Raw genomic sequence first — 13927 nt, forward strand, 5'->3', positions numbered from 1 at the left:
GAAGGACGCCACAACCAGACCGTGGTGCCATGCTTCCCGCCGGACATGCGATCCGCATGAGGGCAGGGCATGGAACAACCATCGACACCAGCATCACCGGAGCATCGGCGGATGATGCTCTATATTCTGAAGGGGCCGGCCTGCCAGCAGATCAACTTCTCCATGCCGGGCGTGACGATCAGCGGGCTCAGCTTTGCCTGGGTGGCGAACGCGATACAGCAGGGAACCATCGGCGTGGTGATCGAGGCCCAGAAGCCTGGCGCTGGTGCATCCTACAAACCGGACCCGGATCAATTCTCCCTGCCGCATCCCACCTTCGGCGTGGCCATGAACGAGATGGCCGCCATCGTGCACGAGAGCGTGCATGCCTGGGTGGATCTGACGAAGACCAGCACGTCGCGCGTCACCAACGAGCTGTGCGCCTACCTGGCCGGTGCGATGTTCCGTGAATACATGCACGAAAAGCAGCCGCAGGATCCGCCGACATTCAAGGTCGCCGGGCTCGTGGCCCAGAGACTCATCGCCAGGAACGACCGCACGGTGCGCCGTGACGAAATAGAGATGATGCGGATCGAGCTGCAACGCCGGCCCATCTACGCCGACATTTTCAAGCCCGGTTTCGAGGACGGCGCGAACGGCGTGCGCGGGAACAAGGATTTCTGACCGCATGCCATCGGCCATCCCGCCGCTGGTCGGTTCAGTAAAGTAGGCTGCTGGCGACGGCTGGGACCGCGCCGCTCCAGCGGCGCTCATGATCTTGAGCCGGCCGGCGAAAGCCCGCGCTTTCGCCGGAAGAGCGTCGCTGGAGCAACGCGGTCCGACCCGTCACCAGCAGCATCGCGTCTCCACCTTCAAGCCGCCGCGCGCCGAAACGCCGCCAGCGCCCCGCCATGCAGCAGCTCGCTGGGCAGCGGGTGGCCCACGATCGTCTCGGCCATGCGCCCGACCTCCAGCAGCTTTTCGAGGTCGACGCCGGTGGCGACGCCCATCTCCTCGCACAGCATCACCAGCTCCTCGGTGCAGATGTTGCCCGCCGCGCCCTTCTGGCCGGCGAACGGGCAGCCGCCCAGCCCGCCCACCGTCGAGTCGTAGCGGCGCACACCCAGGCGCAGGCCGGCCATGGCGTTGGCCACCGCCATGCCGCGCGTATCGTGCAGGTGCAGGCTGATCTCCTTGTCCGGCCAGGCGCTGCGCACCGCACCCACCACGCGCTCGATGCGCAGCGGCGTCGCCCAGCCCATGCTGTCGGCCAGCGACAGCCGGTCGATCGCGATGTCGCACTCGGCCGCGACCGCGAGCCCATCGCGCACGGTGCGCACGACCTGCGCCGGCGCGATGTCGCCCTGGAAGTTGCAGCCGAAGGCCGCCATGACGCCGATGCGCCTGACGGGCACGCCCTTGGCCAAATGCAGCGGGGTCTGCTTGCGCATTGCATCGAGGTTCTCGGCGTGGCTGCGGTGCAGGTTCTTGCGGTTGAAGGCTTCCGAGGCCGACAGCGAGATCGTGCCCGACAGCGCGAGCTTGTCGTGGAACGCCAGCGCCCGCTCGAGGCCCTTGTCGTTGAACCACAACGCCGAGTAGGCGACCTCCGGCGTGGCGCGGAACGCCGCCACCACGTCCTCGGCATCGGCCCAGCCCGGCACCAGGCGCTGGTTGACGAACGAGCACACCTGGATCGATTTCAGCCCGGTCTCCGACAGCGCCTCGATCAGCCGGATCTTGTCGGCCGCGCTAATCGGCCCCGGCTCGATCTGGAAACCTTCACGCGGGCCTTCTTCGTGGATGTGGATGGCGGCGGGTAGGTCGGACATAGGGCCTCTCCATGCTGGCGGGAGACTATTGCGCCTCATTAGAGATCAGAGAAGGATGCCCTCCATTTGCGCATGGAGCTCCCATCACTCAGGTCCTGTGGGGGCTTCATAAGTGGCGGCAGGAGGTCTGGTATCGGGAGTGCACAGGGATTTGAGGTGGGAGCGTATCATTGCAGCGAGCAGCGTGAGAGAAAGTCAACTCGTCATTGGAAGATTTTCATTGCTGCGCATTCTCATGAAGGCAAAAGCTAGAGGTGAATGGCCGCGTCCACTACGCCGCAGCAGCCAACATGAGACGACTCGTGTCTTGAGCCACATAGCGACTGAGCGCGTTTGAAGCCGATTTACGTAGCCGATGGTTACTCCAGAGGCCTCCATTTTTACGGCACTCGAATCATACGGATTCGTAGGCTCCGGTATTAATTGAAGCTCCACTCCATCGCGCAGGAACGCTGTTTCAGTTTCCCGATACCGGAAGCCTGCGATCTCAAGAACCGTATCACAGGCTACGCTCTGTGGATCCAGCCGGTCCACGAGGGAGAATCCGTCGCTGGGAAGTTTTGCCGTAGTCAGCGCTAATAGCGACATAGGAGCAAGGGGAATACCCCGATAACGATACAATTCGAGGTATTTGGGGAAATCTGGTCTTGCTGCGGGAGGCATTCGTCTTAGGAAGGCTTCTAGAACACCCTCTGCGAAAATGCCATCTTTGCTCCTTCCGGCATCAAAGGTCGGGTATCCCCTAAAGCCAGACGCTGTTAGCTGAGCAAGGTTCTTTCCACGGTTTTCCGCCTTGAATTCGCCGTTTCTCAGATATCGAAAAGTAGCGGTGGGTCCGACATTCGACAATACACCGACGGCCCAGCGCATCCGATCTAGGACACCATCTGGTGCCCTCCATGCAAGGGTAAGTTCCGAAGGATTAGGTGGGTACTCCACCCAATGTTCCATGGCCCTGAACTCCCTCAGCTAGAGTTTTCAATATGGAGTTTCGCCGCGCCCGAAGTTGGGTTGCGACGAACCTAGCTCGAAGTGCACTAAACGGCACTGAATAGTTAAACTCTCTACACCATGAAACGATCTCATCAAAATTTGCGTCTGAAACGGTTGCTACCCGCCGCATCGTTGCGCGGGTACCAGTGACGTGCGCCACCAGGGAACGGCAGAGCGCCACGTGCTGGGCGCTGGCACGATCCGCCGATGTCCAGCCATAGTGATGACAACCTCGTTCGATGAACCGCAGGAAGCGAGCTTCCGAGAGCGCTTGCTCCAGATCCTGTTCGCGAGTGACAAACCCGAGGCTTGTTCCGTTGTCAAATGCTGGGGCCATTGAGAAAGTCATGCCGCCGTGCGGGCCAGTATTGGCGAGAAAGCCCCAGTTTTCGGAGTGCCGGTCTGTATTCCCGATCAGAGCATCAAAGGCAATTGTCTCAGCCCACCACGACCGCCAACTTGGAGCCGCCTGACCGCGGCAGACATTGATGTTGTCCTTGAGGCTCCCTCGTTTGTAGCTAATGGGGTAACCGCGTGCCTGAAGGCGGTCAATTCCACTGATCAAGCGAGCTGGAGGGCGGTCCTTATAGCCATAAAAAAACTCAATAAGGACACCAGGGCTTCCGTTGCCGGGCGCCCGTGCGAGGAATGCCGGGGGCACCAGAACGTGCACGCGCTTTGCCAACTCATAGGCGATCACCTCCGACCATATCTGCATGGCGTACGGACCTGACGGCTCTTTGAAAAGGTAGCGATGTCCACCGATCAAAAATCCGTGGGGTGCCGGCGATGGACAGATAAATATCCTCTTGGGTTTTGCGCCGGTGGGACCGATCGGAAACTCGTCGTCCAAGTCCCAGCCGTTCAAGTCCACCACCTCTGAGGGATGCTGACGCAGTAGCTTCATGTCGTCCAGCGTCATCATGCGCATCCGCCTCCGCATTGTGGCGCTTCCGGCAAGAGCCTCCGATCCCGCGAGGTTGGATCCGACTCACCCAGCACCAACAGTGGCGCTTTGTAATGGGGCAGTCCAGCTCCGCTGTTCCGTCGCGCACTGGTGGGCTGGCCGACTGGTGTGGTGCGTGATCTCACCCAGATGAATGCCGCGCCCGGTTCTGCGGGCGCGCGGTTTCCTGACAGTAAACAAGCTGGGCACCCTCATGAACGGGATCGTGCTGGCAGCGGCGGCGGCGACGCGCCGCCGCGCGGCTGGATGGGACTTCACACACCGCAGCGAGACCGGAGGTATCTCCCCGTCGGTTCGAGTAGACCGGTCCACAACCGGGTTACTGCGTCTCGACCTACGGGCTGCATTCCCGACGGTCAGCGCGAAGGCCCGGCCTTTCGCCGGCTTCGCTGAGAACCAATTCGAAACGTGCGAACATTTGTTCGCCTCACTATTCTGTCGCAAGGCTTCAGTGCGGTCGCGAACATATGAGTCCATAGGGGAAGCGCGTCGGAGAACTCGACTGGGCGTTTCAGTTATTTCTACAGATTGTTATTTCTTGGTGGTATTCTGATACGTCGGTGTGAATTGCAGTTGTGCAACACCGAAGGTGGTGGCAGCCGAGTCGTTGGATGAAATTTCGATGAAGCTTACTTCCTGGGAACCAGACCTTCTGACGATTGTTGACCGCATAGAAAGTGGTGACATCGATTTACAACCCGATTTTCAGCGTCAGGAGGTTTGGTCGCCATCGAAGAAGAAGCGGCTAATCGATACCGTCCTCAGGGGTTGGTCGATTCCCCCAATTCACCTTGTGGTGACTGAAGACAATCGGCTCGAAGTTCTCGACGGCCAGCAGCGGCTTGTGGCGATCAGAGACTTCTTCGCGAATCGCCTGGCGATAGATGGCAACGTAACACCACACGATGATTCCATTCGTGGGCTCCAAGGAAAATTCTATAGATCACTGGATACGACGACAAAGCGGCGTGTTAATCAGTATGCATTGCGATGCTTTCGTATCACTGACTATCAACCTGACGAGCCAAGCGAGCTATTTTACAGGCTCAATCAGCCGACAGTACTAACGGCGGGAGAACAGCGCAATGCACTGTACGGTCCGGCTCGTGAGCAACTCAAACGGCTTGTGCGCAGGTTTGAGGCAACCGGCAATGATAAGGGAAGCATTGGCTTTTCAAATGCTCGCTTGGCTTATGATGATATTCTTGCTCGGCTCCTGTTTTTCCTTGAGTCCGGCAACTTCGGAGTAAAAGGTACCGAAGCGCGCATCTCCGAGCGTTTCCGGCACAGAGCGGAGTTCCCTCAAGATGTGGTCAGTCGCGCTCGACGAAGCATAAGGCATTTTTCCAACGCTAGGGATCTTCGTACGTCTTGGCGATTCAACAAGGCAAGCCTACTTAGCTGGCTCATATTTTTTGCGCGATTTCAGACGGATGATCCAAACACCGCATTCATGGACAAATTTTTTGACGCCTCGAAGATATCTCGTGCGTACGTATCAGATGCAGTTGCAGTCTTTGACGATCGGGCCAGTCTTAGAGTTACGGACGCCTCATCGGTTATGCTTCGCGACTTTGCACTCTGGTACACTTACTTCCATCTCGGCAATACCCACTTGCCAGCGTCAATTCCGAGCCATCCTCTAGAGCAAGTTCTCACCGAGATGGCGACTGATCGCGATGCTAAATTTGAAGACAAAGTCTTCGATGCAGTGAGCGTCGAGGACTGGGGTGTGCTGTTGTGAGAGCAGCCAAGATCGCAGACTATCGCCGCCATCTTCGGGACAGGGGCGACACATGGAAATTTCAACTACAACGCTTCGCTTTCGAGGGCATCCCAAGTCTCGGACAGGCCGAATTTTCTTTCAAGTCACCATTGACTGCTATTTGTGGGCCCAACGGCGTAGGAAAAACCACCCTCTTGCGGGCCATCCGGGCCGCTGCTTTTCCAGAAGGCACTGACGATCCGATCTCGGTTCACAAGCTACCCAGCGGCGGGGCGACGCTCGAGTATCAATTCGCCGGCAATGCGAAGTCGTCAACCGTAGCATTTTCGCAAGGAAAGCCGGCGGGAGGCACCGCTGTGGATGTAGAAGTCATCCACTTGGATGTAGCCTCCGCGCTGCCCAGTCAGCAACAGTATCTTTGCACGTTCGACAATGCAGCCGACCTCATAAACGGTGTTGGCGACAAGGCCTTAGATGGCAGAGATCTCGCCTTGGTGAATTACTTGGCTAAGCGAGATTATCGGGAAGTCCGGATATATGAAGTTGAAGGACGTGATCATGACACCATTCCCTACTTCGAGGTAACGCTCGATGGGAGTTCATACGATAGTCGAGCAATGGGAGGTGGCGAATTCGCTATTTTCTATCTGTGGTGGGCGCTAATCCGCTCACCGGAGAATTCTTTAATCCTGATCGAGGAACCAGAGTGTCATCTTTCGCCCGGCTCGCAGAGCGCGCTCTGTGACTTCTTGGTGTGGGTATCCATTGCCAAAGCGCGCACCATCGTTTTGACGACGCACTCATCCAGGATTGTCGCTAAGCTAGATGATGATAACCTTATCTTTGTGTATCGCTCTGAGAAAGGGATTGAGGTGGTCAGAGGTCAGCCTTCGCCGGCGCTGCTGGAAACACTTGGTGTCGAAGCTATGACCGACACGGTTGTTTTTGTTGAAGACAGAGCCGGTGCCGAGTTCGCTCGTTTTTTGCTTCAGGCGTTCCGGCCGGACCTCGCTCGGCGCACGGAGATTGTTGATAAACAGGGCGACGGCAATATTGTAAATGCGATAAGAGAGTCAGCTGGAATAACTCATATTGGCATGATTGGTCTTTTTGACGGGGATGTCAGATTGAAGGTGCCCGAAGAAGTAAAAGAACGGGCCGTTTTTCTTCCGGGAGAGGAAGCAATAGAAGTAATATTTCGCAAAATGCTTGAAGAGAATCGAGACAGGATGAAGGAAATTCTCAACAGGCCGGACTTGGGCGAAGTACTCTTCCAATTGAAAGGTGCCGATCACCACGATTGGTACGCAGGGCTATGCCGGCATTTTGGACAGTCGCAAGAACAGCTCCTCACCACACTGATCCGGATATGGCTCCGGTTAGACGGCAATGAAGCGGCGGCGCGAGCGACCGTGGAGGCGATGGTGCCCCTCTACAAAGCGAGGAGGTAGAGGGTCATGCTCTTGCTCAGCTGCACGCGGGAAGAGATGCTAGGTATGCTTCAGGGCTCTCTGACCTGCAGATAGAGGTTCATGGCATTTGGATTAATCGGTTATTACACTCGCCATATTGGCTCTCGTCAAAAGAACGGGCCATCAATCTCTCCCAAGTAGGCCGAGGTCAGCCTTCCGCATCGCGGCCAGCACACCAGCCTTGCACTAGCGCCGGAGCACACCGCCGCCCGATCCTGTCTATCGTCACCGTGCCGCCGCTGCCGCGCGCGGCGTAACGCGAGGGAGGATCACCGTGCCGCTGCCGGCTGACACCGACACATCAAGCCCGAAATACCTGCGCGACAAGTACGCCATCGTCGGCGTCGGCGAGACCACCTACACGCGCGGCTCCGGCATCTCCACGCGCGCGCTCGGCACCTGGGCGGTGCGCAACGCCATCGCCGATGCCGGGCTGAAGCCCGGCGATGTCGACGGCATGCTGTCCTACCAGTCCGGCGATTCGACGTTCTCGACGTTCATCTCCGGCGATCTGGGGATGCGGCTGAACTTCTACATGGACGTCTTCGGCGGCGGCTCCTCGACCGAGGCGCTGATCGGGCTCGCCATCGGCGCCATGGAAGCCGGCATGTGCAAGGCCGTGGTGATCTTCCGCGCGATGAACGGCTTCTCGCAGGTGCGCATCGGCGGCACCGGCGCGCGCGCCGTGGCGCCTGTAACGGGCGACATGCTGCATGGCCGCGCCTATGGCTGGCAGAGCGCCGGCCAGATGTTCAGCCCCACCTTCCTGCGCCACATGTACGACTACGGCACCCGGCCCGAGCAGGTCGCCGCCGTGAAGGCGATCCACAGCGAGCACGCGTCCAACAACCCCAAGGCCTATTACAAGCAGCGCCTCACGGTCGAGGACGTGCTGTCCAGCCGCATCATCTGCAAGCCGCTGCACCTGCTCGACTGCTGCGTCGAGACCGACAACGGCACCGCCATCGTGATCACCAGCGCCGAGCGCGCGCGGGACTGTAAGAACCACCCGGTGCTGATCCGCGGCGTGGTGGGCCGCTGCAGCAAGCCGCGGCTGGATATGCACTACCAGGCGGGCCCGATCTCGACCGTCGCCGGCCACTACGCGCGCGAGATCCTGTGGCCCAACGCCGGTGTCGGTCCCGAGGACGTCGACGTCACCGGCTCGTACGACGCCTTCACCTTCACCACCATGCTGCAGCTCGAGGACTACGGCTTCTGCAAGAAGGGCGAGGGCGGCGACTATGTCAGCAACGGCACCATCCGCCTGGGCGGCCGGCGCCCCAACAACACCAGCGGCGGCCACCTGTGCGAGGGCTACACCCACGGCGTGAACATGGTGGTCGAGAACGTGCGCCAGCTGCGCCACGACGCCGACGATTCCTGTCCGGTCGGCCCCGACGGCAAGCGCCAGCACACCTACGATTACAGCGAGGGCGGCTGCCGGCAGGTCAAGAACTGCGAGGTGAGCGCCAATCTCGGCTGGGCCATGCCGGGCACCGGCTCGGCCATGGTCATGCGGCGCGGGTGATGGAACTACCTTCCCCCGCTTCGCGGGGGAAGGTGGCGCGTAGCGCCGGATGGGGGTGCCTGGCGGCCAGACGGAGTCAATATCAGGCGCCCCCCATCCGCCTCAGGTACTTCGACGCAAAGCGTCGAAGTACCGAAGCGGGCACCTTCCCCCGCAAGCGGGGGAAGGTATTGAAAATGCCCCCAACGGGGAGGAGAGACATTCCATGGCGATCCAGGCCAACTATCTCGGCATGCCGCTCGACATCAACGACCTCGATGTCGAGAACCTGGCGTACTTCAAACACTGCGCCGACCATCAGTTCCACCTGCAGCGCTGCGAGGCGTGCGGCCTGCTGCGCTATCCGCCGACCACGGCGTGCCCGTGGTGCGCCAGCCCCCAGTCGACGTGGGTGCCGGTCGACGGCCGCGGCGCCGTGCACTCCTATACCGAGGTGCACCACGCCATCCAGCCGGCGTTCAAGAAGCACACGCCCTACATGATCCTGCTGGTCGACCTCGATACCCAGAAGGGCAAGCCCAGCGAGCACGAGGCCCTGCGCGTGGTCGGCAACCTGGTGACGCCCGATGGCGTGCTGGCGCCGCCCGACATGGTGCGCGGCGTCGGCATCGGCACGCGCGTGCGCATGGTCTTCAGCGACGTCACCCCCGGCCTCGCCCTGCCGCAATGGACGATCGACGAGGCCGCCAAGCAACCCCCCAACCCCTGGCGCTACCCGGAGGAATAGAGACCACCTCGCCCCGCGAGAGCGGGGAGAGGGAGGAAAACCCTTCTCCCCGCGCAGGCGGGGAGAAGGTGCCCGAAGGGCGGATGAGGGGCCTCGCGGTCTCGATACAGATCGCGTTTGGTGCCAACGAAAATCGCGTCTGGTCGTAGCGCCGCGGAAGCCCCTCATCCGGCCGCCGCTGTGCGGCGTCCACCTTCTCCCCGCCTACGCGGGGAGAAGGGACATCTCCTCGGACACTCGCCGCTCCCGCCGGGCGAGCGAACTCCGGCGATTCACCCCATTTCGTCCGGACTCCGAACGCCGCGCTGGTCGCGGCGTTCGTCGTTCGTGAATCGACCGCGAAATCAGAATATCCGCGCCGGAATGGATGGTTTCAGACTTGAGCAACTGGATCAGGAAAGGAAAACTCTGACCCATATTGTTTGTGTAGGCATTTAAGCCAATGAATTCTTTAGTGTATTTGGTGCGCTCCGTGTGCACCGCGGGACTCGCTGCCCTGTTCGCCACCGCCGTCGGCAGTGTGGCATCGGCGCAGAACGTGGCGTCCCGCGCGTCGGAGCCCCTGGTCTATCGCTCGGCCGACCGCACCGCCGCGGCGCAGCCATCGTCCACCCAGTCGGCGTCGGCCTGGAAGGCGCTGCTGGTCGGCGGCAACCACCTGATCGACGGCTACAACAACGCCGCCAACGATATCGCCGCCCGCCTGCGCCAGCACGGCGTGCAGCGGGTCGCGGTGCTGCAGTCGCATGGCCCGGCGGCCGACGATCGCGTGCCCAGCGCGCGGCGCCGCGAGATCCGCCAGGCCATGAAGTCGCTGGGCTCGGGCGCCAACGACGTCTGCCTGTTCTTCATCACCTCGCACGCCAACAGCCGCGGCATCTACCTGTCGGCCGATCGCGGCTACCTCAGCCCGCGCGATCTCTCCAGCATGATCGACGCCGAGTGCGGCGAGCGGCCCACGGTGCTGATCCTGTCGGGCTGCGACACCGGCACGTTCATCACCTCGGCGCTGACCGGCGACAACCGCATCATCCTGACGGCCTCGGCGCGCGGCAAGGTCTCGTACGGCGCCACCACGACGGACCGCTACGTCAACTTCGACCGCTGCATGATCAAGGCGATGGACGCCGGCGCCCGCACCTGGCGCGACGTCTTCGAACGCACCCGGCTCTGCGTCGACGAGCGCGAGCGCGCGCTGGGCGTCGCGTCGTCGGAGCCGCAGGCCTGGTTCGGTTCGCAGGTCAGCCACCTCGCCCTGCCGGGCCGCCTCTAGTTCTCCCTGGGAGCGCGGGCGTCTCGCCCGCCCTTCCGGACGTTGTTTTCCCGAGCGCCCTCTCGGGGCCGCCCAGAGGGCCGTAGGGAACACAAGGCGCCGGAGCTTCTGCTCCGGCGCCTTTTCTATTGTCTGAAATGTTTATTTTCGTTCCGCTTGTCTTTGAAACGAGAACATCCCATCTCGCGCATACCCACCACTCTGAGGTGCCGCGATGACCCGACTTTCTGGCCGTAACTGGCCGCTTTCTGCCACCGCCTGGCCGCGCTGAGTCCCGCCGCGCAAGCCCTTGGCATCACACGCCCAATCGACTCTCTGGCCGTATCTGCCCTTTCTGCCAGCCCTTCCTGAACTGTCCCCCAAGGGGGCATGGCGGGCGCATGGCACCAACCTCACCCTGAGGAGCGAGCGCAGCGAGCGTCTCGAAGGGTGGGCTATCGTACGAACGGTGCGACAGCGGCTGGAACGGACGAACGAGGCCGCAGCCCATCCTTCGAGACGCCGGCTGCGCCGGCTCCTCAGGATGAGGGCGGAGCCCAATTTTGTTGCAGCCCCGATGGCTTGCCCCGGAGTCCCCCAGATGTTACCTGACACGACGGTGCCGCTTTGTTCGGCGGTGCCGGTCGTCGTCGGCTTCCCCCTGTCGGCGGCGGCGGTGATCTCCGAGTCGGAGTGGGTATGACCGGAGCGGCAAGCCTCATGGCCACAAGCGCGCCAAGTCCGCAGACGCCGGGCACGGATGGTGACAGCACCGTCACCCCTGTGCGCGCGCTGGGCCAGGCCGCGCGCGAGGTCTGGTACCGCTCCCCCCTCTACAGCCTGTCCCTGCGCGGCCGGCCGCCCTCGGCGTTCCTCGCCGTGGCGCCCGATCCGTGGCCCGGCGATGCGGCGCGGGCCGAGGCCCTGCTGGCCGGCAAGCTGGCGATCGCCGGCCGTTCGGCCGCGCTGGCGCCCGATCCCTGGCACCGGCCCGGCGCCGATCCGGCCTGGCTGGCCGGCCTGCACAGTTTCGACTGGCTGCGCGACCTGCGCGACCACGGCGGCACCGACGGTGCCCGGCTGGCGATGCGCTGCGTCGAGGACTGGATGGCGTCCAACACGCGCTGGTCGCCGATCGGCTGGCGCGACGACGTGCTGGCGACGCGGGTCGTGAACTGGATCCGTCACTACGATTTCCTGGCCGCCGAGGCGCCGTCGGACTTCACCGGGCGCTTCGTCGACAGCCTGGCACGCCAGCGCCGCCACCTGGAGCGGCGCCTGGGCGCCGGCATCGTCGGCGCGCGCGGGCTGGCGGCGCTGAAGGCCGCCACCGTCGTCGACGCCGCCTTCGTGCGCGGCGACCAGAACCGCGAGCGGCGCCTGGCGCGCACCATCAGCCGGCTGGCCGCGGCGCTGCCGCGCATCGTGCTGCCCGACGGCACCATCGCCGACCGCAGCCCGCAGGCCCAGGTGCAGGCGCTGCGCGACCTGATCGACATCCGCGCCGTGCTGGTGTCGGCCGAGCGGCCGGCGCCGGCGGCGCTGCAGGACGCCATCGACCGCGCCGCGCCGATGCTGCGCTTCCTGCGCCACGGCGATGGCGGGCTGGCGCTGTTCAACGGGTCCGACGCCGGCGATCCGACCGCCATCGACCTGGTGCTGGCGCGCTCGGGCAACGGCGCGCGGGCGCCGCTGGATGCGCCGCAGGGCGGCTTCGTGCGGCTGGCCGCCGGCCAGGCGCTGGTGGTGGCCGATGCCGGCACGCCGCCGGGCAAGGGCATGGACCTGGAGACCCACGCCGGCACCCTGTCGGTCGAGTTCTCGGTGGGGTCGGAGCGCGTGTTCGGCAACTGCGGCGCCTATGCCGGGCTCACCGACGACTGGCGCTACATGATGCGCTTCACGGCGGCGCACGCCACGGCGATCATCGCCGACACCAACTCCTCGGAGCTGATCCTCGGCGGCGGCCTCGAATATCCCGCCAGCAACGTGCAGGCGATGCGCGCCGAGCAGGACGGCGCCACGTGGCTGGAGGCCAGCCACGACGGTTATCGCTCGCTGTTTGGCGTCACGCACCGGCGCCGGCTGTGGCTGGCCGCCGACGGCGGCGACCTGCGCGGCGAGGACAACCTGGTGGGGGTCGACGGCAAGCCGATCAAGCCCACCGCCAGCGGCCGCAAGTTCGCCATCCGCTTCCACCTGCACCCCGACGTGAAGGCCTCGCTGGCGCAGTCCGGCGCCAGCGCGCTCTTGCGCCTGCCGTCGGGCCAGGGCTGGAAGGTGCGCGCCAGCGGCGCCACCATGACCCTGGCCGAAAGCGTGTGGCTGGGCGACGGCCAGCGCACCCGCCGCACTGCCCAGATCGCCCTGGTCGGCGGCCTGGGTCCCGAGGGCGCCAAGGTCAAATGGGCCTTCACCAAGGTCGAGGGCTGAAACCCCTCTCCCGCCTGGCGGGAGAGGGAGGGGCCCATCGCGTGCAGCGCGATGGGAGGGTGAGGGATTACGGACAAGGCGCCGCGTCCTTGGGCCCTCATCCGGCTACCGCTGCGCGGTAGCCACCTTCTCCCGCTCGCGGGAGAAGGGACCATGCCCCCCTCTCTTGCTCGTGGGGAATTCCTGTCACCCGATCGGGTGATGACGCCGCGATGCGCATGAGGGAAAGTACCTGTCTTCAGGGGAGGACGGCCGATGCTCGCGCGCTTCGATGCGCTGGTCGATCGCATCTACGACACGGTGGCAAGCCCACCGGCCTGGCGTGCGACTCTGACGGGAATCGCCGACGCGCTGGCCAGCAGCAGCGGCGTGCTGATGGGTGTTTCCTTTCCGCAGCAGCGCGTGCTGTGGAACCATCTCGGCCGCTACGACCCGGCTTCGGCGCGCACGTTCTGCGACCGTCACTTCCACAACCCTCTCATGAAGGTGGTGCCGGGGCGGCCGGCGGGCGACATCGTCTTCGTCGACGAGGCCCTGCCGGCGGATCGCCTGAGGCGGACCCCGTTCTGGGACGAGGTGCTGCATCCCTACGATATCGCCCACGTCGCGGTGGTGCCGTTGTCGACCCAGCCCGAATGCCTCGCGGCCTTCAACATCTTCCGCTCGCCGGCGCAGGGGCCGTTCACGTCGCACGACCGGTCGTCCCTCGAGCGGCTGACGCCCCACATGCGCCGTGCCCTGCAGCTTCAGCTACGGGTCGAGGGCTATCAGCAGCTGGTCACCGGTGCCTTCGCGGCGCTCGACCAGCTGGCGGTCGGTGTCGTCGTGCTGTCGGGTTCGGGCGCCGTCGCCTTCGCCAATCGCCGCGCGCGGCAGATGCATGCCGCCGGTGGCCCGATCCTGCTGCGGGACGGCACCGTGGTGGCGCGCGGGGCGGCGCCGTCGGCGGCGTTGCGTCGCCTGATCGCCGGTGCGGTGGACGGCGGGGCCGGCGGTGCGCTGCAGCTCGAGGGCG

11 protein-coding genes are annotated in these 13927 nt (G+C 63.5%); 8 read left to right on the plus strand and 3 right to left on the minus strand.

Features of this window, described 5'->3' with window-relative positions; translation table 11 throughout:
- The first annotated feature begins 111 nt into the window (after positions 1–111).
- Positions 112–663 (plus strand): hypothetical protein, encoded by a 552-nt coding sequence (locus tag FQU96_RS35050; RefSeq protein ID WP_146546053.1) that lies wholly within the window; start codon positions 112–114, stop codon positions 661–663.
- Between the two features lie 188 nt (positions 664–851).
- Here FQU96_RS35050 and FQU96_RS35055 read toward each other — a convergent pair whose 3' ends face one another.
- The 3 genes from FQU96_RS35055 to FQU96_RS35065 form a co-directional block, all read right to left on the minus strand.
- Entirely contained in the window at positions 852–1811 is a 960-nt protein-coding gene (locus tag FQU96_RS35055; RefSeq protein ID WP_146546054.1) for a hydroxymethylglutaryl-CoA lyase, read from the minus strand.
- Between the two features lie 195 nt (positions 1812–2006).
- Positions 2007–2762 carry an HIRAN domain-containing protein gene (locus tag FQU96_RS43210; protein WP_146546055.1) on the minus strand — a complete coding sequence of 252 codons (756 nt, stop codon included), beginning with the start codon at positions 2760–2762 and terminating at the stop codon, positions 2007–2009.
- Positions 2734–3729, minus strand: coding sequence for a HipA domain-containing protein (locus tag FQU96_RS35065; protein WP_178130926.1), 996 nt, complete (start codon positions 3727–3729; stop codon positions 2734–2736). Before FQU96_RS35065 ends, FQU96_RS43210 begins: the two co-directional genes overlap by 29 nt.
- A gap of 664 nt (positions 3730–4393) precedes the next feature.
- Between FQU96_RS35065 and FQU96_RS35070 the strand changes: the two genes are divergently transcribed.
- The 7 genes from FQU96_RS35070 to FQU96_RS35100 all read left to right on the plus strand — a co-directional run.
- Entirely contained in the window at positions 4394–5515 is a 1122-nt protein-coding gene (locus FQU96_RS35070; RefSeq protein ID WP_146546057.1) for a DUF262 domain-containing protein, read from the plus strand.
- On the plus strand, positions 5512–6948 hold the full coding sequence (locus FQU96_RS35075) for an ATP-dependent endonuclease (protein WP_146546058.1): 1437 nt from the start codon (positions 5512–5514) through the stop codon (positions 6946–6948). The genes FQU96_RS35070 and FQU96_RS35075 overlap by 4 nt, the downstream gene beginning before the upstream one ends.
- Before the next feature lie 295 nt (positions 6949–7243).
- Positions 7244–8500, plus strand: a complete 1257-nt coding sequence (locus tag FQU96_RS35080) for a hypothetical protein (protein ID WP_146546059.1) — start codon at positions 7244–7246, stop codon at positions 8498–8500.
- 205 nt (positions 8501–8705) lie between these two features.
- Positions 8706–9227 carry a Zn-ribbon domain-containing OB-fold protein gene (locus FQU96_RS35085; RefSeq protein WP_178130928.1) on the plus strand — a complete coding sequence of 174 codons (522 nt, stop codon included), beginning with the start codon at positions 8706–8708 and terminating at the stop codon, positions 9225–9227.
- Between the two features lie 472 nt (positions 9228–9699).
- Positions 9700–10500 (plus strand): C13 family peptidase, encoded by an 801-nt coding sequence (locus FQU96_RS35090; protein WP_178130930.1) that lies wholly within the window; start codon positions 9700–9702, stop codon positions 10498–10500.
- 699 nt (positions 10501–11199) lie between these two features.
- The gene (locus FQU96_RS35095) at positions 11200–12912 is read left to right on the plus strand and encodes a heparinase II/III family protein (RefSeq protein ID WP_146546062.1); all 1713 of its coding nucleotides are present in this window, start codon (positions 11200–11202) and stop codon (positions 12910–12912) included.
- A gap of 255 nt (positions 12913–13167) precedes the next feature.
- On the plus strand, positions 13168–13927 hold a 760-nt coding region (locus FQU96_RS35100), incomplete at its 3' end, for a hypothetical protein (RefSeq protein WP_146546063.1).

Source organism: Reyranella sp. CPCC 100927 (genome assembly GCF_007859315.1).
In the GTDB taxonomy this organism is placed as follows: domain Bacteria; phylum Pseudomonadota; class Alphaproteobacteria; order Reyranellales; family Reyranellaceae; genus Vineibacter.

Excerpts from the sequence above, each read along its gene's own strand:
- FQU96_RS35050 (WP_146546053.1), top strand. The coding sequence starts at position 112 with ATGATGCTCTATATTCTGAAGGGGCCGGCCTGCCAGCAGATCAACTTC.
- FQU96_RS35055 (WP_146546054.1), bottom strand. The coding sequence starts at position 1,811 with ATGTCCGACCTACCCGCCGCCATCCACATCCACGAAGAAGGCCCGCGT.
- FQU96_RS43210 (WP_146546055.1), bottom strand. The coding sequence starts at position 2,762 with ATGGAACATTGGGTGGAGTACCCACCTAATCCTTCGGAACTTACCCTT.
- FQU96_RS35065 (WP_178130926.1), bottom strand. The coding sequence starts at position 3,729 with ATGATGACGCTGGACGACATGAAGCTACTGCGTCAGCATCCCTCAGAG.
- FQU96_RS35070 (WP_146546057.1), top strand. The coding sequence starts at position 4,394 with ATGAAGCTTACTTCCTGGGAACCAGACCTTCTGACGATTGTTGACCGC.
- FQU96_RS35085 (WP_178130928.1), top strand. The coding sequence starts at position 8,706 with ATGGCGATCCAGGCCAACTATCTCGGCATGCCGCTCGACATCAACGAC.
- FQU96_RS35095 (WP_146546062.1), top strand. The coding sequence starts at position 11,200 with ATGGCCACAAGCGCGCCAAGTCCGCAGACGCCGGGCACGGATGGTGAC.